This is a genomic window from Bradyrhizobium sp. KBS0727, from assembly GCF_005937885.2.
GTDB lineage: Bacteria > Pseudomonadota > Alphaproteobacteria > Rhizobiales > Xanthobacteraceae > Bradyrhizobium.
Genome location: NZ_CP042176.1, coordinates 2316916 through 2338940, shown reverse-complemented (window position 1 = coordinate 2338940; position 22025 = coordinate 2316916). Strand labels below are relative to the sequence as shown.

21 protein-coding genes are annotated in these 22025 nt (G+C 62.9%); 7 read left to right on the top strand and 14 right to left on the bottom strand.

What is annotated here, in order from left to right:
• Nucleotides 1–19 precede the first annotated feature (19 nt).
• Nucleotides 20–928, top strand: coding sequence for an NAD(P)-dependent oxidoreductase (locus tag FFI89_RS10665; RefSeq protein ID WP_138835419.1), 909 nt, complete (start codon nucleotides 20–22; stop codon nucleotides 926–928).
• Between the two features lie 159 nt (nucleotides 929–1087).
• Here FFI89_RS10665 and FFI89_RS10660 read toward each other — a convergent pair whose 3' ends face one another.
• On the bottom strand, nucleotides 1088–2161 hold the full coding sequence (locus FFI89_RS10660; RefSeq protein WP_138835417.1) for a tartrate dehydrogenase: 1074 nt from the start codon (nucleotides 2159–2161) through the stop codon (nucleotides 1088–1090).
• Nucleotides 2162–2368: 207 nt separating this feature from the next.
• Here FFI89_RS10660 and FFI89_RS10655 point away from each other — a divergent pair, with 207 nt between their 5' ends.
• Nucleotides 2369–3145 (top strand): SDR family oxidoreductase, encoded by a 777-nt coding sequence (locus FFI89_RS10655; protein ID WP_138835415.1) that lies wholly within the window; start codon nucleotides 2369–2371, stop codon nucleotides 3143–3145.
• A 248-nt stretch (nucleotides 3146–3393) separates the two neighbouring features.
• Here FFI89_RS10655 and FFI89_RS10650 read toward each other — a convergent pair whose 3' ends face one another.
• A complete protein-coding gene (locus FFI89_RS10650) occupies nucleotides 3394–4242 on the bottom strand; it encodes an alpha/beta hydrolase (protein ID WP_138835413.1) in 849 nt (282 codons plus the stop codon).
• Between the two features lie 101 nt (nucleotides 4243–4343).
• On the opposite strand from FFI89_RS10650, the gene FFI89_RS10645 reads away from it, so the two are divergent.
• The 4 genes from FFI89_RS10645 to FFI89_RS10630 all read left to right on the top strand — a co-directional run bounded on the left by FFI89_RS10645 (nucleotide 4344) and on the right by FFI89_RS10630 (nucleotide 9249).
• On the top strand, nucleotides 4344–5765 hold the full coding sequence (locus FFI89_RS10645; RefSeq protein ID WP_138835411.1) for an amidase: 1422 nt from the start codon (nucleotides 4344–4346) through the stop codon (nucleotides 5763–5765).
• A gap of 209 nt (nucleotides 5766–5974) precedes the next feature.
• On the top strand, nucleotides 5975–7297 hold the full coding sequence (locus FFI89_RS10640; RefSeq protein WP_138835409.1) for an MFS transporter: 1323 nt from the start codon (nucleotides 5975–5977) through the stop codon (nucleotides 7295–7297).
• 11 nt (nucleotides 7298–7308) lie between these two features.
• On the top strand, nucleotides 7309–7974 hold the full coding sequence (locus FFI89_RS10635) for a sulfite oxidase-like oxidoreductase (protein WP_138835407.1): 666 nt from the start codon (nucleotides 7309–7311) through the stop codon (nucleotides 7972–7974).
• 51 nt (nucleotides 7975–8025) lie between these two features.
• Nucleotides 8026–9249 (top strand): bifunctional alpha/beta hydrolase/OsmC family protein, encoded by a 1224-nt coding sequence (locus tag FFI89_RS10630; protein WP_138835405.1) that lies wholly within the window; start codon nucleotides 8026–8028, stop codon nucleotides 9247–9249.
• Here the strand turns inward: FFI89_RS10630 and FFI89_RS10625 are convergent.
• From FFI89_RS10625 to FFI89_RS10580, 10 genes are all read right to left on the bottom strand, one after another.
• Nucleotides 9246–10301 (bottom strand): YeeE/YedE family protein, encoded by a 1056-nt coding sequence (locus FFI89_RS10625; protein WP_138835403.1) that lies wholly within the window; start codon nucleotides 10299–10301, stop codon nucleotides 9246–9248. The genes FFI89_RS10630 and FFI89_RS10625 overlap by 4 nt on opposite strands.
• A 165-nt stretch (nucleotides 10302–10466) precedes the next feature.
• Nucleotides 10467–11486, bottom strand: coding sequence for a zinc-binding alcohol dehydrogenase family protein (locus tag FFI89_RS10620; protein WP_138835401.1), 1020 nt, complete (start codon nucleotides 11484–11486; stop codon nucleotides 10467–10469).
• Nucleotides 11487–11524: 38 nt separating this feature from the next.
• Complete coding sequence (gene paaK, locus FFI89_RS10615) at nucleotides 11525–12856, bottom strand: phenylacetate--CoA ligase PaaK (RefSeq protein WP_138835399.1); 1332 nt, start codon at nucleotides 12854–12856, stop codon at nucleotides 11525–11527.
• A gap of 20 nt (nucleotides 12857–12876) precedes the next feature.
• A complete protein-coding gene (gene paaI, locus FFI89_RS10610; protein ID WP_138835397.1) occupies nucleotides 12877–13329 on the bottom strand; it encodes a hydroxyphenylacetyl-CoA thioesterase PaaI in 453 nt (150 codons plus the stop codon).
• 263 nt (nucleotides 13330–13592) lie between these two features.
• A complete protein-coding gene (paaE, locus tag FFI89_RS10605; protein ID WP_138835395.1) occupies nucleotides 13593–14672 on the bottom strand; it encodes a 1,2-phenylacetyl-CoA epoxidase subunit PaaE in 1080 nt (359 codons plus the stop codon).
• Nucleotides 14673–14674: 2 nt separating this feature from the next.
• Entirely contained in the window at nucleotides 14675–15178 is a 504-nt protein-coding gene (paaD, locus tag FFI89_RS10600) for a 1,2-phenylacetyl-CoA epoxidase subunit PaaD (RefSeq protein ID WP_138835393.1), read from the bottom strand.
• The gene (paaC, locus tag FFI89_RS10595; protein WP_138835391.1) at nucleotides 15172–15948 is read right to left on the bottom strand and encodes a 1,2-phenylacetyl-CoA epoxidase subunit PaaC; all 777 of its coding nucleotides are present in this window, start codon (nucleotides 15946–15948) and stop codon (nucleotides 15172–15174) included. The genes paaD and paaC overlap by 7 nt, the downstream gene beginning before the upstream one ends.
• A gap of 119 nt (nucleotides 15949–16067) precedes the next feature.
• A complete protein-coding gene (gene paaB / locus FFI89_RS10590; RefSeq protein ID WP_138835389.1) occupies nucleotides 16068–16355 on the bottom strand; it encodes a 1,2-phenylacetyl-CoA epoxidase subunit PaaB in 288 nt (95 codons plus the stop codon).
• A 22-nt stretch (nucleotides 16356–16377) separates the two neighbouring features.
• Entirely contained in the window at nucleotides 16378–17370 is a 993-nt protein-coding gene (gene paaA, locus FFI89_RS10585) for a 1,2-phenylacetyl-CoA epoxidase subunit PaaA (RefSeq protein WP_138835387.1), read from the bottom strand.
• Nucleotides 17371–17475: 105 nt separating this feature from the next.
• Nucleotides 17476–17916 carry an ester cyclase gene (locus tag FFI89_RS10580; protein ID WP_210249102.1) on the bottom strand — a complete coding sequence of 147 codons (441 nt, stop codon included), beginning with the start codon at nucleotides 17914–17916 and terminating at the stop codon, nucleotides 17476–17478.
• A gap of 390 nt (nucleotides 17917–18306) precedes the next feature.
• Here FFI89_RS10580 and FFI89_RS10575 point away from each other — a divergent pair, with 390 nt between their 5' ends.
• On the top strand, nucleotides 18307–19587 hold the full coding sequence (locus FFI89_RS10575; protein ID WP_138835383.1) for a S1C family serine protease: 1281 nt from the start codon (nucleotides 18307–18309) through the stop codon (nucleotides 19585–19587).
• Nucleotides 19588–19938: 351 nt separating this feature from the next.
• Here the strand turns inward: FFI89_RS10575 and paaX are convergent, their stop codons facing one another.
• Complete coding sequence (paaX, locus tag FFI89_RS10565; RefSeq protein WP_138835381.1) at nucleotides 19939–20802, bottom strand: phenylacetic acid degradation operon negative regulatory protein PaaX; 864 nt, start codon at nucleotides 20800–20802, stop codon at nucleotides 19939–19941.
• A gap of 314 nt (nucleotides 20803–21116) precedes the next feature.
• Complete coding sequence (locus tag FFI89_RS10560) at nucleotides 21117–21887, bottom strand: triacylglycerol lipase (protein WP_138835379.1); 771 nt, start codon at nucleotides 21885–21887, stop codon at nucleotides 21117–21119.
• Between the last annotated feature and the right edge of the window lie 138 nt (nucleotides 21888–22025).

Here is a 22025-nt window from a genome sequence, read left to right as displayed (position 1 = left end):
CAACAAGAGGGGAAGTGCCGTGCGTGGAGTTTTTGTCGACGCCAACGAATCGCTGGCCGTGATTTTCGAACGGCTGCACAAATCAGGCGATCCGGAGGTGCGGGTCCATCGCGATCCCGATATCAAGCCGGAAGACTATCCAAAGCTGCTCGACGGCGCCGAGATCGCGATCGTCGATCACACCGCGCTACCCTCTGACATTGCGAAACAATGCACCGGGCTGAAACACGTCGTGTTTCTCGGCACCGGCGCGCGCAGCTACATGAATCCGGAAGAACTCGCCGAACTCGGGATTTCCGTGCACCTGATCAAGGGCTATGGCGATACCGCCGTGGCTGAATGTGCGATCGCGCTGATGTGGTCGGCCGCGCGCGGCATCGCCCAGATGGACCGCGAAATGCGCGCCGGCAACTGGCTGCGCGACGACGGCATGCAATTGACCGGCAAGACGCTCGGCCTGATCGGTTTTGGCGGCATTGCGGCCGAGGTCGCGCGCATCGCGCTCGGCAGCGGCATGCGCGTGATCGCCTGGAACCGGTCGCCGAAGAAATTTCCAAAGGTTGAATTCGTCGAACTCGAGGAGCTGCTGACGGAAAGCGACGTGGTCTCGATCCACCTGCTGCTGAACGACGAGACCCGCGGACTTGTTTCGCGTGCCTGCATCGAGGCGATGAAGACAGGCGCGATCCTGGTCAACACCGCGCGCGGCGCCATCGTCGACGAAGAAGCGATGATCGACGCGCTGAAGTCCGGCCAGCTCCGCCATGCCGGCCTCGACGTCTTCAACATCGAGCCGCTGCCGGCCGGTCATCCCTTGACCAAGCTGCCCAACGTGACGCTGTCGGCGCATTCGGCATTTCGCACGCCCGAGGCGAGCGAGAATTTGATCAGGGCGGCGTGGGAGCATTGCCGAAGGATTGCGAAGTAGTATCGTAGCGCCGCCCTTACTTCCCTTCTCCCCTTGTGGGAGAAGGTGGATCAATCGCGCAAAGCGCGATTGAGACGGATGAGGGGTCTGTCTCCGCGGATAGAGCCCCCTCATCCGGCGCTGCCCGCCACCTTCTCCCACAAGGGGAGAAGGAATAAATCAGTCCACCATGTCAGCGACCGCCTTGCCGCACGCCGTGGTGTCGGCATTGCCGCCGAGATCGCGCGTGCGCAGTGTGCGTTCGCCGAGCGTGCGCTCGATCGCCGCGACGATCGAATCCGCCGCCTGCTTCTCGCCGAGATGCTCCAGCATCATCGCGCCCGACCAGATCATGCCGATCGGATTGGCGATGCCCTGGCCCGCGATGTCGGGCGCCGAGCCGTGCACCGGCTCGAACACCGACGGGAACAGCCCGGGCGGATTGATGTTGCCCGACGGCGCGATGCCGATGGTGCCGGTGCAGGCCGGACCCAGGTCAGACAGGATATCGCCGAACAGGTTCGAGCCGACCACGACATCGAACCAGTCGGGATGCAGCACGAAGTTCGCGGTGAGAATGTCGATGTGGTACTTGTCCCACTTCACGCCGGGATAGTTCTTCGCCATCGCCTCCACGCGCTCGTCCCAATAGGGCATCGTGATCGAAATGCCGTTGGACTTGGTCGCCGAGGTCAGGTGCTTCTTCGGCCGCGACTGCGCCAGTTCGAACGCGAACTTGAGAATACGGTCGACGCCGGTCCGCGTCATCACGGTCTGCTGGGTGACGAACTCGCGGTCGGTATCGGGGAACATGCGGCCGCCGACCGAGGAATATTCACCCTCGGTGTTTTCGCGCACCACCCAAAAATCGATATCGCCGGGCTTGCGGTTGGCGAGCGGCGACGGCACGCCGGGCATCAGCCGCACCGGCCGCAGATTGACGTACTGATCGAACTCCCTGCGGAACTTGATCAGCGATCCCCACAACGAAATGTGATCGGGGATTTTCGCAGGCCAGCCCACCGCGCCGAAATAGATCGCGTCGTGCTTGCCGATCTTGGCCTTCCAGTCCTCCGGCATCATCTCGCCGTGCTTTTCGTAATAGTCCCAGGACGCAAAGTCGAAATGATCGAAATGCACGGCCACGCCGTGCTTTTTCGCCGCCACCTCCAGCACGCGGAGGCCTTCCGGCACCACTTCCTTGCCGATGCCGTCGCCGGGAATGACCGCGATCCGATAGGTTTTCTTGCTCATCCTTGGGATTCCTTGCGTCTCTTGCCGTGCCGGGAACACAGCCTGTTTTGATGGCCTTGCAATGGACCAAACTGCGCCACGGCGCAACGCTGCAGTGCAATGTTGACCGGCATGGCTGCCACCGCCTACCAATTTCCAGCCTGCCAATTCCAAGCCTTCTAATTCCTTTGCCCTCAACCACCCCTTCCCCAGCAAGCGAGCATTCCCATGGATCTGCATTTGCGCGGCAAGCGCGTCCTGATCACCGGCGCCTCCAAGGGCATTGGCGCGGCCGCCGCCGAAGCCTTCGCCGAGGAAGGCTGCGACGTCATGCTCGCGGCGCGCAATGGCGAGCAGTTGAAGGCCCTGTGCGAGCGCCTGCGTTCCGCGCACCAGATCGGCGCGTCAGCCCATGTCGTCGACCTGCGCAAGCCGGAGGATATCGCCAAATTGGCGAAAGACGCCGCCGACATCGACATTCTCGTCAACAACGCCGGCGACATCCCCGGCGGCTCGATCGACAAGATCGACGAGGCGACCTGGCGGCACGCCTGGGAACTGAAAGTGTTCGGCTATATCAACCTCACCCGCGCGATCTACGCCCAGATGAAGGCGCGCGGCCACGGCGTCATCGTCAACGACATCGGTGCCGCCGGTGAAAAGTTCGACGCCAACTATATCTGCGGCAGCGCCGGCAATGCTGCGTTGATGGCCTTCACCCGCGGGCTCGGCGGCAAGAGCCTCGCCGACAATATCCGCGTGGTCGGCATCAATCCGGGCCCGGTCGGTACCGACCGACACGTCACGCTCTTGAAGACCCGCGCCAAGAACCAGTTCGGCGACGAGAACCGCTACAAGGAATTCCAGAAGAACATGCCGCTCGGCCGCCCCGCCCACGCGCGCGAGATCGGCGACCTGATGGCGTTCCTGGCGTCGGACCGCTCCGGCTATACGTCGGGGGTGATCGTGACGGTCGATGGTGGGCATACGTCGGGGTGGGGTTAGGTAGCCGCACGTTCAACCTCATCCTGAGGAGCCGCGCAATTGCGCGGCGTCTCGAAGGATGGGCCGCGGGCCTCGTGGTTCGAGACGGCGCTACGCGCCTCCTCACCATGAGGATTGCAGTAGTTCCCCGTCATTGCGAGGAGCCAACGGGTCGCGCGAATGCGCGCCCGATGACAGGCTCCGCGACGAAGCAATCCACGCTTCCGCTGCGACGTCATGGATTGCTTCGCTTCGCTCGCAATGACGGCTTAGGCCGTCCTCTCGAACAACTGCCGGATCAATGTCGTAATCCTCCCGCGCGGCGACATCATTTCATCCATGATGGTGAAGTGGTTGGCGCTGGGGATTTCCTCACAGGTCACCGGCAAGCCATATCTTGCGCGATGCCCGGCAAAGTCCGCGGTCTGTTTGCGCAGCAACGGCAGTTCTGCGCTGCCGACCACCAGCGACAGCGGTTTCAGCGGACCGCCCGCCAGCATCATCGGCGAGTTGCGGTGCGATGTCGCTTCATCCGCCTTCAATTTTTCATTGAGATAGGAATGGCGGATCAGTTCGAGGTCGTAGATGCCGGAGATCGCCATTCCTGCCCGTACCTTCGGATGCGACAGCGCCATCGAGGTCAGATGGCCGCCCGCGGACCAGCCGGAGACCACGATGCCTTCATCCGCGGCGCCGAGCGCGGACAATTGCCCGGCGAGGAAATCGATGCCGGCATGGATTTCGGCGACGATCTCGTCCAGCGTCGCATCCGGCGCCAGCGTGTAACCGATCAGCGCGACATTGATGCCATGCGCCATCGGACCCTCGGCCACCACCGTGAACACTTCCTTGGCGCGGTTTTGCCAATAGCCGCCGTGAATAAAGAGCAGCGTCGGCGCGGTGTCGGCGGCTTTGAGGAAATCGATCCGGTTACGCTCGCGCGGGCCGTAGCGGAGGTCGATATGCGCAGGAAAACGCTTGCGCAGGTCGGCGGAACGTTGTTCCCAGCCGGCCACCATCTCGACGCTGCCGGGGACATGCTCGCCGTTGTTGAGGCCGCGGTCGCGGTCCTCCTGGCTCATGGCACGCCAGTCCAGCGCCGAAAACAGTGTCGTCATGCAGATATCTCCGTCCAGCCACAACCCGAGTGCGTTCCACTTTGCCGGAAAATGTTCTACAGCACCATGCACACCGAAGAAACGGAACGGGAGAAGCGCAAGTGGCGGATCAAAGTCTGGTACGAGAGACAGCGGTTGCCGTGGTCGGCAAGCTCAGGTCGGGTGAAGTCAGCCCGCTCGATCTGCTCGACGTGCTGGAGCAACGGATCGCCGAGGTCGACGGCAAGGTCAACGCGCTGCCGACGCTCTGCTTCGATCGCGCGCGCAACCATGCCAAGGCGCTGATGAAGAAGCCGGCCTCCGAGCGCGGCATGCTCGCCGGACTGCCGGTGCCGATCAAGGACCTCACCAATGTGGCCGGCGTGCTGACGACGCAGGGCTCGCCGATCTACAAAGACAACATCCCCGCGAAATCCGACATCCTGGTTGAGCATCTCGAAAACAACGGCGGCGTAATCTACGCCAAATCGAACACCCCGGAATTCGGCGCCGGAGCCAACACTTTTAACGAAGTGTTCGGCGCGACCCGCAATCCATGGGACACGTCCCGCTCGGCTGCCGGCTCTTCGGGCGGCGCCGCCGTTGCGCTCGCCACCGGCACGGCGTGGCTGGCACATGGTTCCGACATGGGCGGCAGCCTGCGGAACCCGGCGAGCTTCTGCGGCATCGTTGGACTTCGTCCGAGCATCGGCCGCGTCGCGCATACGCCGGTGGCCGCGGTCGACCGCAATCTTGGCGTCCAGGGCCCGATGGCCCGCAATGTCGAGGATCTCGCGCTGCTGCTCGACGCCATGAGCGGCGAGCATCCCGCCGATCCGCTATCGCTACCGCTGCTGCCGGCTTCGTTTCTGTCCGCCGCGCGCTCCGGCAACAAGCCGAAGCGGGTCGCCTATTCGCCCGACCTCGGCATCACGCCGGTCGATCCGGAAGTCGCCGCCATCACCCGCAAGGCCGCGCAGCGCTTTGCGGAGGCCGGGGTCATCGTCGAGGAAGCCCATCCCGACCTGCGCGAGGCCCACGAGTGTTTCCATGTGCTGCGCGCCTTCGATTTCGCACTCTCCAAGGCGGCGCTGCTGCGTTCCAAACGCGACCAGCTCAAGCCGGAAGTGATCTGGAATATCGAGGAAGGCCTCAAGCTGACGGTCGAGAAACTCGAACGCGCCGAGGCGCAGCGCGTCGCCATGACGGCGCGCACGCTGGAATTCTTCGAAAAATACGACCTGCTGCTGGCGCCCGCGACCATCGTGCCGCCGTTCCCGGTCGAAAACCGCTACGTCGCCGAATGCGCCGGCAAGAAATTCGACAATTATGTCGAATGGCTCGGCATCGTCTACGCGATCACGCTGGTGTGCTGTCCGGCGCTGTCGCTGCCGTGCGGATTTACCGCCTCCGGCCTGCCGGTCGGGTTGCAGGTGGTCGCGCCGAACCGCGGCGAGGCGCAACTGCTGGCAGGCGCGAAGGTGCTGGAAGATATTTTGGGAGTTCGCGGCACGACCCCGATCGATCCAAGACCTCCAAAATAAAGCGCGCGAAAGCAACTCCTCATGGTGAGGAGGCGCGTAGCGCCGTCTCGAACCATGAGCCCCCGGTCGGGCCTGCATCCTTCGAGACGCGACCAAGTGGCCGCTCCTCAGGATGAGGTTTGTGCACCAGCGAACAGAGGCGGCCTGAGATTGCGATCCGGGCGGCTGGGGAATAGAACATCGAGACAGATCATTCGCGGAGAACGGACATGACGGATCAGGCCATCAAGCCCGCGGACGATCACCTCGACATCGGCGATGTCGAACGCCGGATCAAGGCGATCTTCATCGGCTCGGTCGGCAATCTGGTCGAATGGTACGATTTCTACGCCTACACCGCGTTCGCGCTGTACTTCGCGCCGGCGTTCTTCCCGCACAGCGATCCGGTGGTACAGCAGCTCAACGTCGCGGTGCTGTTCGCCGCGACCTTCCTGATGCGGCCGCTCGGCGGCTGGCTGTTCGGCTTCATCGCCGACCGCTACGGCAGGCGGCTGTCGCTGACGCTGTCGGTGGTCTGCATGTGTTTCGGCTCGCTGATCATCGCGGTGACGCCGACCTATGCCTCGATCGGCATCGCCGCACCGGCGATCCTGGCTCTGGCGCGAATGATCGAGGGGTTGAGCCTGGGCGGCGAATACGGCGCCAGCGCTACCTATCTCAGCGAGGTCGCCGACCCCAAGCACCGCGGTTTCTATTCCAGCTTTCAATATGTCACGCTGATCGGCGGCCAACTGACCGCGATCATCGTGCTGTTGCTGCTGCAGAAGGTATTCCTGACGCCGGAGGAACTGAAAGCCTGGGGCTGGCGGATCCCGTTCGTGATCGGCGCCCTGCTCGCGATCTTCGCCGCCGTGATGCGGCGCAATTTGCACGAGACCGAGGCGTTCGAAGAAGCCAAGAAGGTCGCAAAACCCTCGGGCTCGATCCGCGGCCTGCTGAAATATCCACGCGAGCTGCTGCTGGTGGTCGGCCTTACCGCGGGCGGCACCGCGGCGTTCTACACCTTCACGACCTACATGCAGACCTTCGTCAAATTGTCAGTCGGCCTCACCGAGGACCAGACCACGTTCGTGATCTTCGGCTCGCTGATCTTCGCGACCGTGCTGCAGCCGCTCTACGGCGCGCTGTCCGACCGTATCGGCCGCAAGCCGCTGCTGATCTTCTTCGGCCTCGCCGGCACGCTGGCGACGGTTCCGATCCTGACCATGCTCAAGGAAACCAAGTCGCCCTTCACGGCTTTCCTGCTGATCTGCGCCGCCTGGATTTTCGTCGCCGGTTACACCTCGATCAACGCGATCGTGAAGGCGGAATTGTTCCCGACCAACGTCCGCGCGCTCGGCGTCGGCCTGCCCTATGCCATCACCGTCTCCGTGTTCGGCGGCACCGCGCCCGCGGTCGCGCTCTACTTCAAGAGCCTCGGGCATGAAGACTGGTTCTACTACTATCTCAGCGGCATGATCTTCCTGTCGCTGATCATCTATTCGACCATGCGCGACACCAAACATGACTCGGCGATGCATCGCCACGAATGAACGGCCCTGGCATGACCGACGCCCCCGAGCCGCCGCCGGAGAGCAAGCTGACGCGCAGCAAGGCGCGTTGGGCGCGCGAGGGGAAATTTCTCACCGGAAAGATTTCGCGCCCCGAAGACCAGCGCCTGCCGCCGGGACAGCACCTGACCCAGGATTGGCCGACGCTCGACCTCGGGCTGACGCCGGACATATCGCGCCAGCGTTGGCGGCTCGACGTCTATGGCGCGGTGGAAAATCCGATCTTCTGGGATTTTACCCAGTTCACCGCCCAGCCGCAAACTCAATTCGTGTCCGACATCCATTGCGTCACCACCTGGTCGCGCTACGACAACGCGTGGGAAGGGCTCGCGACCCGCGATCTCCTGACGGCGTGCCGGCCGCGCGACGAGGCGCGCTTCGTGATGCTGCATTCCCATGACGGCTACACCACTAACCTGGCGCTCGAAGACTTTGCGGCCGAGGACGCCCTGCTCGCCCATAGCTGGTCCGGCCAGCCGCTGGAGCAGGAGCACGGCGGCCCGGTGCGGCTGGTGGTGCCGCATCTCTATTTCTGGAAGAGCGCAAAGTGGCTGCAGAGCATCGAGTTCCTCGACCACGACGTATCCGGCTATTGGGAAGTCCGCGGCTATCACAACCGCGGCGATCCCTGGGCCGAGCAACGCTATTCCGGCGACTGATTTCACCTCTCCCGTCGGGAGAGGTGAAGAACAACGCGAAGGAGAATGCCCGTGCCGACTGAACGCTTTCAATTCACGGGAGAAGGTGGACATCAACTTGCCGCCGCGCTGGATCTGCCGGACGGGCCGGTGCACGCCTATGCGCTGTTTGCGCATTGCTTCACCTGCGGCAAGGACGTGCTGGCGGCCAAACGGATTGCGACCGCGCTTGCCGCCAAAGGCATTGCGGTGTTGCGGTTCGACTTTACCGGCTTAGGCTCCAGCGAAGGCGATTTTGCCAACTCGACCTTCTCGTCGAACGTCGCCGACCTCGTCCGCGCCGCCGATCATTTGCGCGAAACCCGCGGCGTGCCCGCAATCCTGATCGGCCACAGCCTCGGCGGCGCCGCGATCCTGGCCGCCGCCGGCCACATTCCGGATGCGAAAGCGGTGGTCACCGTCGCCGCGCCTTCCGATCCCGCCCATGTCACCCATCTTTTCAAGGATCGCATCGGGGACATCCGTAAACACGGCAAGGTCGAAGTGCAGCTCGCCGGCCGGCCGTTCCACATCAGCAGCGCATTCCTCGACGATATCGCCGAACACGGGCTGATGGCGCATGTCGCCAAGCTGCACAAAGCGCTGCTGATCATGCATTCGCCGACCGACGAGACTGTCGGGATCGACAACGCAACCCATATTTTCCTGGCCGCCAAACATCCCAAGAGTTTCGTCTCGCTGTCGGGTGCGGACCATCTGTTGAGCGGCAAGCGCGACGGCGCCTATGTCGCCGACGTCATCGCAGCCTGGGTCGAGCGGTACGTCGACCTTGTCGCCGCCGCTCCGGTTGCCGTTGCGAACGAAGGGCCGCGCAACGTCGTGGTGCGCGAGACCCGCAACAGCAAGTTCCAGCAGACGGTCACATCAGGTCCGCACCAGATGCTGGCCGATGAGCCGGTCGCCGCCGGCGGTCAGGATACCGGGCCGGGGCCGTATGATTTTCTGCTCGCCGGACTTGGCGCCTGCACATCGATGACGATGCGAATGTATGCCGACCGCAAATCGCTGCCGCTCGATCGCATCACCGTGACGCTGGCGCACAACAAGATCCACGCCGAAGACTGCGCCGAATGCGAAACCAAGGATGGCATGCTCGACCAGATCGACCGGGTGATCACCATCGAGGGCGCGCTCGACGCCGATCAGCGCAAGCGGCTGATGGAAATCGCCGACAAATGTCCGGTACATCGCACGCTGACGTCCGAGGTGCGGATTTTGACCAAGGAATCGGATTAGGCCGCCGCCAGCGGGCGCACGCGCAGAGCACCACGCAGGCCGGCGGCCGTTCCAAGCATAATGCCGGCGACCGCGACCAGCGACGCCAGCGCCAGCGTCGAAAAGCCTGTCAGCCCCTGCCCGACCGAGCAGCCGAACGCCATCACACCGCCCGCTCCCATCAGCGCGGCACCGCCGGCCGAGCGCAGCATGTGGCGCGGCGATTGATAGCCCTCGAGGTGAAACCGTCCGGTCAGGAGCGCCGTGACCAGGCTGCCGGCAAACACGCCGAATACCGTGACGATACCGAAATTGAGCGTCGATCCCGTCGACAGCATGACGTATTGCAGCGCATCCGCGATCGGCGCGATGAAGGTCAGCGACGTCACCGGGGTCGGGTTGAAATCGTCGGCGCCGAGGTAGCCGGTCGCGAACCAGCCCGCCGCGACCAGCAGGCCGACGACGAGACCCGCGGCGATCTGGCCCGGCGACCGCCGGAACGCCGGATACGCAAAGGCGAAGATGATCAGCGCCGCTGAGATCACCGAGGCCGCCAGCATGCGTGCCGTCGCCTCGCTCAAGCCGGCCGCCGCCAGCAGCGCCGGTACCGAGTTGGCCTTTACCGTGGTCTGCGAGACTCCGACCATGGCGATCCGCGCCGGCGCGATCAGGCCCCTCAGCGTCATCTCGGCGAAAATCGCCAGCACGACCACCACCACGAAGGAGCGCAGGTTGCCGCGTCCCAGCAGCACCAGCGCGCGCGAGCCGCAGCCGTTCGACAGCACCATGCCATAGCCGAACAACAGCCCGCCGACAAACATCAACGGCACCGAGAACGACGGCTGCAGGTAGACCGACTTGCCGATATCGACGACGCCGCGCGCTGCCAGCAACTGGGTTGCTGCAACCGCAACGCCCATCGCCAGCGCATAGGTGCGCACCAGCCGGCCATCGCCCTCCGCCCACCAGCCGCGCAGGCTCGACATCATGCAGAAGCCCGACAGCAGCCCGACCACGCCGTAGATCAGGCCGATCACGAGACCGGAGAGAATGATGATGGTGGCGGAGTCCATGGACGGTTTCCTCAGTATTTTCCGTCAGTGTGAGCGAAGCCATTTAGACCGTCATTCCGGGGCGATGCGAAGCATCGAACCCGGAATCTCGAGATTCCGGGTCTGGTCCTTCGGACCATCCCGGAATGACAGCTCAAATTGTTTCGTCCCCGCATGACGGTTAACTTACGGCCGCAGGATCACGCGGTCGCGCGACGAACCGGCGACCGCGATGAAGGCTGCCTTGGCTTGTTCCAGCGGGTAGATCGCGTTCGGCCTGATCGGAAACGGCTTGAGATGCCCGCTGGCGAAGCCGGGACCCAGCTCCCTCAGCACCGCGCCGGTCGCGATCGACGACAGGCCGAGCGTATCGATGCCGACATAGGTGTGCTGGCCGCGATAGAATTCAAGGATATCGAACTGCACGATCCGGTCGACCGCAGCGATCAGGATCTGCCGCCCGCGCAGTGCCAGCGATTTGTGCGCGGCCTGAAAATAGGGATCGCCCACGGTGTTGAACACGACATCGGCGCCCTTGCCGCCGGTCAATTCGCGAACGCGCGCGGCGACATCGGTCGCGGAGGCGTCGATGACCTCGACCGGTGAATTGGCGTGGCCTTCATACGGCTCGTTCCTGCGGACGACGCCGATCACGCGGGCGCCGTGCCAGCTCGCGATCTGTGTCGCGGCCTGGCCGACCTTGCCGTTGACGCCCATGACCAGCACGGTCTCGCCGGCCTTGGGGATACCGGCGCGGCGCAGACCTTCCATCGCGGTAACGAAGGGCACGCCGATGCCGGCGGCTTCCTCCCACGAAAGTGCCTTCGGCTTTTCCACCACGGCGTCGGCTTCGACCACAAGATGCGTGGCGTGGGTGCCGTCGCGGCGGATGCCGAGATCACCCGACGAGCCGAACACCTCGCGCCCGATCCACGCCTCGGGGCCATCGATCACGACACCCGCATAGTCGCGCCCCGGCGTGCGCGGAAACACCGCATAGGGCATCAGGCCGGTTGCCGCTTTCACATCCGACGGATTGACGGCGGCGGCCTTGACCTCGATCAGCAGTTCGCTCCCGGCGCGCGACAGCACACGGGTTTCGATCACGGGCGCCAGCGACGCGGCATCGGCGACTTTTGCGGACAGGCGCACGCAGCGCGCCTGGACCGCGATTGACTGAGAGTCTGGCTTCTGGGCAACCGGCATCAAGGACTTCCGACCTCTCGTTCGTGAGAGAGAAACGGTTACCCTTTCGGCCGCTTGTCGTAAACCCGTTTCGCCTTGCCGAGCGAGCGTTCCAGCGTGTCGGGAGCGACCACCTTGATCTGCGTGCTGATCCCGATGGTGTTCTTGATGAAGACCGCGACCTTTTCGGCCTGCGCCTCGAGGCCACTGCCGTCCCAGTGCTCGTGGCGGGCTTCGGCGAGCACGGTCATCTCGTCCATCCGCCCCTCCCGCGTCAGTTCAATGATGAAATGACCGCCGCACCAGTCGGTCGCCAGCAGCGCTTCCTCGATCTGGGTCGGGAACACGTTGACGCCGCGCAGGATGATCATGTCGTCCGAACGCCCGGTGACCTTCTCCATCCGCCGCATGCCCGGCCGCGCCGTGCCCGGCAACAGCCGCGTCAGGTCGCGGGTGCGGTAGCGGATGATCGGAAAGCCTTCCTTGGTCAGCGAGGTGAACACCAGTTCGCCCTTTTCGCCGTCAGGCAGCACCGCGCCGGTCTCGGGATCGATCACCTCGGGATAGAAATGATCCTCCCAGATATGCAGGCCGTCCTTGGTCTCCACGCATTCCTGCGCCACGCCGGGCCCGATCACCTCGGAGAGACCGTAAATATCGGTCGCGTCCATGTCGAAGGCATGCTCGATCTCGACGCGCATCGCATTGGTCCAGGGCTCGGCGCCGAAGATGCCGAACTTCAACGACGATTTGCGCGGATCGAGCCGCTGCTTCTTGAATTCATCGAGGATAGCCAGCATGTAGCTCGGCGTCACCGTGATGATGTCGGGCTTGAAGTCGTTGATCAGTTGCACCTGCCGCTCGGTCATGCCGCCGGAGATCGGCACCACCGTGCAGCCGAGTTTTTCGGCGCCGTAATGCGCGCCGAGCCCGCCGGTGAACAGGCCGTAGCCATAGGCGTTATGCATCAGCATGCCGGTGCGGCCGCCGGCGGCGCGGATCGAGCGTGCCATCACGTCCGCCCAGATATCGATATCGCCCTGGGTGTAGCCGACCACGATCGGCTTGCCGGTGGTGCCCGAGGAAGCATGGACCCGCACCAGTTTTTCGCGCGGCACCGCGAACATGTTGAAGGGGTAATTGTCGCGCAGATCGGTCTTGACCGTGAACGGGAATTTGGCGAGGTCGGACAGTTGCCTGAAATCGTAGGGATGCACGCCGGCCGCGTCGAACGCCTTCTTGTAGTGCGCGACGTTGTCATAGGCGTGCTGCAGCGACCAGGCGAGGCGTTTGGTCTGCAACGCCATGATCTCGTCGCGCGAGGCGCGCTCGGCCTGGTCCAGTTCAGGGACGTAACCGGTCGTCCTGGATAGGGTATTCGTCACGGCCATCACATGTCTCCCGTCTCGGTCTATTTGGCTTCCACGCCCGCAACCGGCAGCCAGGTGCCGGCGATGGTGCGGGAATGGCCGCGGAACTCGGCGATCACCACGTCGCCGGCGGTGACGCGGACGTCGTAAATTCCAGAGCGGCCGCTGCGCGAAATTTCCCGCGCGGTGGCGACCAATACGTCGCCGAGCTTGCCCGGCCGAATGAAGGTGATGTCGCACTGCGCCGCCACCGCGCGTTCGTTGCGGGAGTTGCAGGCAAAGGCAAAGGTGGAATCGGCCAGCAGGAAGATGAAGCCGCCATGGGCGATACGCTGGCCGTTGACCATGTGCGGCAACACCGTCATCGACATCGTCGCCTGTCCCGGCCTGATCTCGACAATTTTCATGCCGAGGCCCTTGCTGGCGTCGTCTTCCTTCCACATCGCGTCCGCACAGGCGCGCGCGAGGTCGTCGGGCGAAAGCGCGATGTTCATTGCGGTCTTCCCGCTCGGCGAGACGATTCCACGACGTTTCTCTCCTGTGTGCACGGGCTTGTTGACCAAGCCTCATGGGTAGTCTGTCAGTTTTGCGGCCCATCAGTCTTGGGGCGAAGCACCAGAGGTGTCAACGATCCCAGCTTTTACTTCCGTCATTCCGGGGCGATGCAAAGCATCGAACCCGGAATCTCGAGATACCCCGATGCGCAATTGCGCATCTGCGGTCTGGTCCTGCGGACCATCCCGGAATGACGAGAGTTTCACACGTGGTCGTAATCCACCACGACCTTGTCCGACACCGGCCGCGCCTGGCAGGTCAGGATGAAGCCCGCCTTCAGCTCCCACGGCTCGAGCGAATAATTCACTTCCATCTGCGCCTCGCCCTCGACCAGCTTGGCGCGGCAGGTCGAGCACATGCCGCCCTTGCAGGCGAACGGCAGATCCATGCCGGCGCGCAAGGCAGCGTCGAGGATGGACTCGTCCTCGGCGACGGGCACCTCGCGGCGCTTGCCGTCGATGGTCAGCGCGGCCATCGCCTTGGGCGGCGCGGAGGCTTCGATGACTTTCCTGGCGCGCGGCTTGCCGCCGAACTCCGAGACGAAACGCTCGACATGAATGCGGTCTTCGGCAATGCCGATCTCGCGGCAGGTCGTCTCGATGTCCTCGCTCATGCCGGTGGGGCCGCAGATGAAGACGTGATCGACACTTGCGGCCGGCACCAGCGAGCGCAGCAACACCCTCACCTTTTCACCGTCGAGCCGGCCATGCAGGATCGGGATGTCCTGCTCCTCGCCCGAGATGACGTGGAAGACCGAGAACCGCTGCATGAAGCGGTCCTTCAATTCTTCCAGCGCTTCGCGGAACAGCATGCTGCCGGTGGAGCGGTTGCCGTAAAATAAAAAGAAGCGGCTGTCCGGCTCGCGCGCCAGCACCCCTCTGGCGATCGAGAGGATCGGCGTGATGCCGCTTCCCGCGGCAAAGCCGACGTAGACCCGCGCCTGGTCCGGCGCATGGGCGATGCCGAAGCGGCCGGTCGGCGTCATCACATCGAGCTGGTCGCCGGCCTTCAGTTCATCCGCAGCCCAGTTCGAAAACGCGCCGCCATCGACTTTCTTCACGGCAATCCGGAGTTCGCCGTCGTCGGGGCCCGAGCAGATCGAATAGGAGCGACGGACTTCCTCGCCGTCCATGGTAGTGCGCAGCGTGAGGTATTGCCCCGGCGCGAACCTGTAGTCGTCAGCCAGATCCGGCGGAATCGTAAACGTCATCGATACTGCGTCCGCGGATTCGCGGCGCAGATCGCTAACGGCGAGACGGTGAAAGCGGGGTGCGTGGGACATGGTCAGTGACACTTGAAATAATCGAAGGGTTCGCGGCAGTCCGTGCAGCGCCACAGCGCCTTGCAGGAGGTCGAGCCGAATTCGGACAGCACCTCGGTGTTCTGCGAGCCGCATTGCGGACAGGCCACCTGTTGTTCGCCGAACAGCGCACGGCGCGACGAGGACGCCTGCGGCGGCGCGATGCCGTATTCCCGAAGCCTGTTGCGGCCGTCTTCGCTCATCCAGTCCGTGGTCCAGGCCGGCGACAGCACGGTGCGGACGGTCGGCCGCGCGAAGCCGGCCCGCTCCAGCGCCAGCTCGATTTCGAGCGCGATCATGTTCATCGCGGGGCAGCCGGAATAGGTCGGCGTGATCGCGACCTCGATCCGGCCGTCGCGGACCTGAACGTCACGCAGCACGCCGAGATCGGCGATGGTGAGCACGGGGATTTCGGGATCGACCACCTGCGCAGCCGCATCCCAGGCGCGACGGCGCAGGTCGCTGTCGCTGGCGAGCACGGCTACCATGTCGCCCCCGGAAATGTCCGCTGCAGCGATTGCAATTCGCTCAGGAGATGCCCGAGGTGCTCGCTATGATGGCCGCTGCGACCGCCCTGCTGCATCCAGTCGTTCTTCGGCAACGCCAAGGTTGCTTCGCTGACGACATTGGAGACCGTCTTCAACCATTGAGCGCGCAAGCCCGCGGGATCAATCGCGATACCGGCGTCGATCAGGCCGCGTTCGCTGTCATCGACGGCAAACATCTCGCCGGTAAAGGCCCAGAGATCGTCGATGGCGGTCTGCGCCCGGCGATGGCTTTCCTCGGTGCCGTCGCCGAGACGGACGATCCATTCCGAGCAATGCCGGACATGATAGGCGCTTTCCTTTTCCGACTTCGCCGCGATCGCCGCCAGCGTCGGATCGGCGGATTTCATCATCGCGCGCCAATAGAGATCGGCGAACACCGAGTAGAAGAACTGCCGCACCATGGTGCGGGCGAAATCGCCGTTCGGCTGTTCCAGCAGCAAGAGGTTACGGTATTGCCTGACGTCGCGCAGATAGGCGAACTTGTCCTCGTCGTTGCCTTTGCCCTCGACCCTGGCAGCGTAGCTGTAGAGTTCGCGGGCCTGGCCGAGCAGGTCGAGGCCCATATTGGCAAGCGCCATGTCCTCTTCCAGCATCGGCGCATGGCCGCACCATTCCGACAGACGATGCCCCAGGATCAAGGCATCGTCGGCGCGGCGTAGCGTGTACAGCACCAGCGGGGTTTCGGAGACTTTGATCGATGCGGTTGCCATATCGCTATCCACTTGCTCATCCTCATCCTGAGGAGCGCGGAACGCGCGTCTCGAAGGATGGGCTGCGGGCCTCATGGTTCGAGACGGCGCTTCGCGCCTCCTCACCATGAGGGTCTTGCTCACATATGCCCGACTTCGTCAGGCACGTCGTAAAAGGTCGGGTGCCGGTAGATCTTGGATTCCGCCGGCTCGAACATCATGCCCTTCTCGGACGGATCGGACGCGGTGATGGCGCTCGACGGCACCACCCAGATCGAGAGCCCCTCGCCGCGGCGGGTATAGATGTCCCGCGCGGCCTGCACCGCCAACGTAGCGTCGGTGGCGTGCAGCGAGCCGACATGCTTGTGCGCCAGCCCGTTGCGGCTGCGGATGAAGACTTCCCAGAGCGGAATATTCGGCGTGGTCATGATGATCTCCTTACTCTGCTCCCTATTCGGCGGCCTGCAAGACTGACCGCTGCCGACGTTTCTCGGCATAGGCCAGCGCGGCCTCACGTACCCAGGCCCCTTCCTCGTGCGCCTTGCGCCGCGCTTCCAGCCGGTCGCGGTTGCAGGGGCCATTGCCGGCCAGCACGGCATTGAACTCGCTCCAGTCGATCGCGCTGTATTCCCAGTTGCCGGCTTCGTTTTGTTTCATGCCGGGATCGGGAATCGAAAGCCCGAGGAACTGGGCCTGCGGCACGGTGGCGTCGACGAATTTCTGCCGCAGCTCGTCGTTGGAGAAGCGCTTGATCTTCCACTTGGTCGAGGTGTCGCTGTGCTGGCTTGCCTTATCAGGCGGACCGAACATCATCAGCACCGGCCACCACCAGCGATCGAGCGCGTTCTGGGCCATCGCCTTCTGATCTTCGCTGCCGCGGCACAGCGTCAGCATGATCTCAAAACCCTGGCGCTGGTGAAAGGACTCTTCCTTGCAGACGCGGATCATCGCGCGCGCATAGGGGCCGTAGGAACAGCGGCACAGCGGAATCTGGTTCATGATGGCCGCGCCATCGACCAGCCAGCCGATGGCGCCGATGTCGGCCCAGGTCAGCGTCGGATAATTGAAGATCGAGGAATACTTCGCCTTCCCGGCCAACATCAGGTCGACCAGCTCTTCGCGCGAGGTGCCGAGCGTCTCGGCCGCGGCATAGAGATAGAGGCCGTGGCCGCATTCGTCCTGCACCTTGGCCAGCAGTGCGGCCTTGCGGCGCAGCGACGGCGCGCGGGTGATCCAGTTGCCTTCGGGAAGCATGCCGACGATTTCGGAATGGGCGTGCTGCGAGATCTGGCGCGTCAGCGTCTTGCGGTAGGCCGCCGGCATCCAGTCGTTGGGTTCGATGCGTTCGTCGGCGTCGATGCGCGCCTGAAACGGCGCGGCCCTGGTCGCGTCCTCGACGTTGCGGTCATCACCGTCGGACGAATTGAGCGCCTGCGTGTACATGCCGACCTCCTCAGTATTCCTGCCTGTCTTTGTTGGAGATCAATATATAACATAAATTTCGATATGCAATATATTTCTGTAACATATTACACGTCACCGGTGGACCTACCGGCCTTCCGCTCCAAGCTGGCGAAGGAAGCTGCGGTAATCAGTCCGCACCCATTCTTCGGCGAGACGACCTTCATCGTCAAACCGGAAGATGTTTGACAGATCCCAAACTACCCGTTCGCCGTTCGGTGGTAGAGGTCCGGCCGGTGAATGTGTGAAGTCACGGACAAACCTTCCCTCAATCCACGTTTGGCAGGCTACGTAGTTGCCTTCGACGAGGATGATGCCGCGACGGATTGAGCGATCATCAAACGCTGCACGCACTGATTTGAAGTAGTTGGTGAGCCCGCTGTAGTCCGTCTCGAAGCCGCCAGGCCCGTGAAACCGGAAATGCTGTGTGTCAAAGTAGCTATCGGTCTCTGACTGATCCCCACCGATGACTTCGAGTTCACCCGCCTTGACCAACCGAGCAACGAGTTCGTCGCGTGAGAAATTCACTGTCATCTCCCTTTAGACCTGTTCACGCACACTCTAGCGCTGGTTCCACTCACAAACCACCCAACTCAGCCCCCTTGCGGAGGTCCGCTCCGGGTCAATCGCGTCGGTTTGGCTTGCCGCGCGCGACTTCCGGTCTTCCCTCGAAAGCAGACTTGGTCACCGCAGGTCGGCATGTCTCAAAAGTGCCAAAGGCGGAAGTGTCGGGCCAAATCGATATCGCCGAGTCGGTGCCCCGGGGGAAGAAAACACCCAAGCTAGACGGGCAGTTCGACCTAAACGCGTGACGAAGTCTTAACTCGCGCACTTGATGATGCCTCAGCGCCGAGCGGCAAAACCTGAGATCGTTTATTTCCTTCGAGGACGATCTCGGCGGGGCGATGGAGTTACTAGATGATTGTCGGAATTCGGAGAATCGCTCCGGCGATTGGCATCGCCGCTACTTTGGTCAGCTCGGGCGTAGAAGCGCAAAGTGCGCCGCCCAACTCGTACGGCACGGCTTTTGCCGTGACGAAAGATGGCGATCTCGTTACCAACGCGCATGTCGTGGCTGGCTGCACTGCCGTAAGTGCTCGTCTCGGAGCCACCGAATTCCAGGGCAACGTTGTCGTGCGCGATGACAACGATGATCTCGCGCTTGTGCATCTGAGCAATAAAAGCACGCATTTTGCCTTCTTGCGAAAGCGACCCGAGGTTCGGGTGGGTGACACCGCTATCACGTTCGGATTTCCATTACCTAATGCGCTTTCGCACGACGGCAACTTGACAGTCGGATATGTATCGTCTCTCGCGGGAGTTTCTGACAATCCAACTTACTTCCAGGTCTCAACACCAATTCAGCCAGGCAGCAGTGGCGGATCGTTACTGGACAGCAGCGGGAACGTAATTGGAGTTGTAGCTAAAAGAATAAATCCAGAAAAATTTCCAAGCCAGGGGGATGCCGCTCAGTTAGTGAATTTTGCAGTCAGTCTGAACGTGCTGCGGACTTTTCTAAAGAGGAACCAGATAGCTTTGACCGAGCGCGACTCTTCCAAGGATCTCAGCGTCGCCGATGTTGGGGATGAAGCAAGACTGTTTTCTTATTCAGTCCGTTGTGCACCAAACAACCAAATGTTGAGCTCCACAAAGCCCAGCGGGGCTGATGCGCCAAGTGATGACACAAGCGAGCGAGCTGTTTTGTATGAAGAGGATTTGGCGGATGGGCACGGCAGACGCTTTGAGGGTTCAGTTGCCTGGCGGATGGAACCATTGTCGGCGCAAGGTGCACACGGGCCCCGCGCATTGCGAGGCGATATTCATTTTCTTGGCCAGCTCAACATAACGCTCATTGTTAGCGAGAGCTTGGGCGAAAACCGACAGGCGAGTTGCAAAATCGAAGTCACCTTCGACACAGCGCAATCCGCGCGGGGTCAGATCGTGAGCGTACCTGGGGTTCTTATGAAGATTGGTGAAGAGACCAAAGGCGCTCCAGTTGTGGTGCGGTCGACTCAATCAGGTCCAGCGAGTTTCGCGCTCTTGTGTGATGAGAACTACCAGCAACAAAATCTCAAGTTGCTCAAGGAGCGAGCTTGGATCAACCTTCCTATCATTTATAAAGATGGTCATCGTGCGATTATCTCGCTCGGCAAGGGAACATCTGGACTTAGAGCATTTAGTGAAATTCTTCGGGAGTAGGGCGTGTGCTTTCGGCTCACTCGACAAAAAAATCCAGTCCGTTCAGCGCGCCGAGCGGCCTACCGGGGCCAGGACATGCGCGGCAATGCCACCGTCAACACCGCGATGGTGCCGCTCGCGAGCATGTTCGGTTATGTGAATAACCTGCGCTCGATGAGCCGGCTTCAATCGATCACTATACCCGCGCGGCTTCGAGTTACCAACTTACCTCTATCTTGCTGTAGAATAGCGGTGGCTGATTGAAAGTGCGACTTCCGTTCTGGGTCAATCTGAGACCTCGGCCCGACAGCTAGGCATGTCCGCTATCCGGCCCATCTCGGACCCGCTATGCGCTTATGAATTCACACCTAGCTAGCCGAACCGCCTTGCCAGTTCCGCCCCCGCCTTCGGCAGCGGTCCATTTTCGCTGCTGGCATGCCGGTCAAGCCATTGTTCGGACGCAGGAAGCAGCGCGCGATAGATCTCGCCGCACAGCGTCCGGGCGGCCCTGCCCGGCCAATCCGCCGGCAGCAGTGCGGTCGGCAACAGCGGGTCGCGCAGCACGACCCGGCGGTAATGGTGGATCAGCAGGATCCGCGCGGTGAAGGCGTCGGCATCCGCCAGCCGCTCGCCGCGGCCGATCCAGCCGTGCAACGGCTGGAAGGTTTTCATGAACTTCTGATAGGCGTCGGCGGTGCGCTCGAGCGGCCAACTTTCGCTGAGCAAACGCCGGCCAGAGTCGTCCTCGGCGGAGACTTCGAGACGAATCGCGCCAGCGGCTTCCTCAGGCACCGGCACGCCCGACGGCGCGACCCAGACGCCCGGCAACGGACTGCCGAAGCCCGCGTTCTTCAGCGCCTCGCGCGACGCATCGCGGTCCCCGCCATTGCCGATCAGCAGCAGTTCGAACCGCCCGGTCCAGTCGGACGCCGGCGGACCATAGATATGCTTGGTCGCGATATCGAAGGTCTGCCGCCCGCTCTGTACCAGGCGATAAAAACTGTTGCGGCCAACCTTATGGCGCTCGAACCAACCGTGGGCGGTCAGCCGCGACATCGCGGTGCGCACCACGCTGGCGTCGATGTCGATTTGCCTAAAAAACTCCAGCAGCGTGCCGAGCCAGACCGAACCGCCGCGCGGCACGATGGCGTCGCCGAACACGGTGATGACAATGGAGCCGGTGCGCGACGGTTCGCGCTTCAACTGTTCGACAATGCGGGCAAGCGGCTGCGCCATGCGTCAACGCATACCGCGTTTTTCGGATTGGCGACAATGGCCGCGCTTCGCCTCTCCCGCTTGCGGGGGAGGCCGACGCGCTCGAAGAGCGCGGCGGGTGGGGGCTCTCTCAACGCAGGGACTGCCGATGCGGAGGCACCCCCACCCCAGCCCTCCCCCGCAAGCGGGAGAGGGAGCAGAGCACCGATGTCGCCGCACCTTGGACTTCACAGGCGATCACCCCGCTCTTGCGGGGTGAGCCGCTTCAAATTCGACAGATATGAGTACGCCGAGAGTCCCCTCACCCGGATCGCATGCGGGGCGAGGTGAAGTGATCAGCGATGCGGATTCGGATACACCAGGCTGCGCCAGCCGGAGCGGTCGAACGGCGACCATTGGCCTTCCGCCTGCGCCAGCCGATCGGCCACCGCATAGACCGCGGCCGGATGATGACCCATGCCGCAATGGCTGCTTTCGATCTCGATGCTTTCGGAGGTCGCGGACGTTTTTTCCATGCAGCCTTGCCAAGCGCAGACGCCGTCGGTGCGGCTGAAGATCGCGGTGGTCGGCACCGGCGGCACGTCCGCCAGCGATCCGCCGAACCGCGCGTCCTCTTCGTCCGCGCGGCGGCCACTTGCCATCTCATAGACGCGCCAGGCGTTGGTGGCCTTCGGGCCGGAGGCAAACGGGCTGCCGAGCGTGATCACCGAACGCACGCGGTCCGGCATCATCTTGGCGAGCTGGCGGGCGTAGAGACCACCGAGGCTCCAGCCGACCAGCGAGACCTTGCGGCCATGGGTGTCGTTCAATTCCTGCACGAGATCGACCATCGCGTTCTGCACGCCATGGCGCAGTCCGAGATTGCGGCCCTGGCGCCAGCCACTCACGGCATAGCCACGGTTCTTCAGGAAGCTGCGCAGCGGACGCGTCGAGGCGTCGGACGCCACCAGTCCGGGCAACACCAATACGGGATGGCCGTCGCCTCGCGGGGCGAGGCTCAGCAGCGGCAACGCGCCGAGAAACGCACCTAGTTCGGAAATGGCTCGCCCCTCCAGAAACATCAGGGTTCTGGATGGCGGGGAAAGCGCTTGCGCAGCAACGGACATCGTATCTCCTCTCAGGTCGGCCCCTTACGTCGCGGCAGCCGCCAATGGTTCATCAGGAAGACGCAAATCTGATAGAATCGTTCCGCAACGCAACATTGTGTCGTGAAAAGCTAAGGAACAGATTTTGTTCTTACAAGC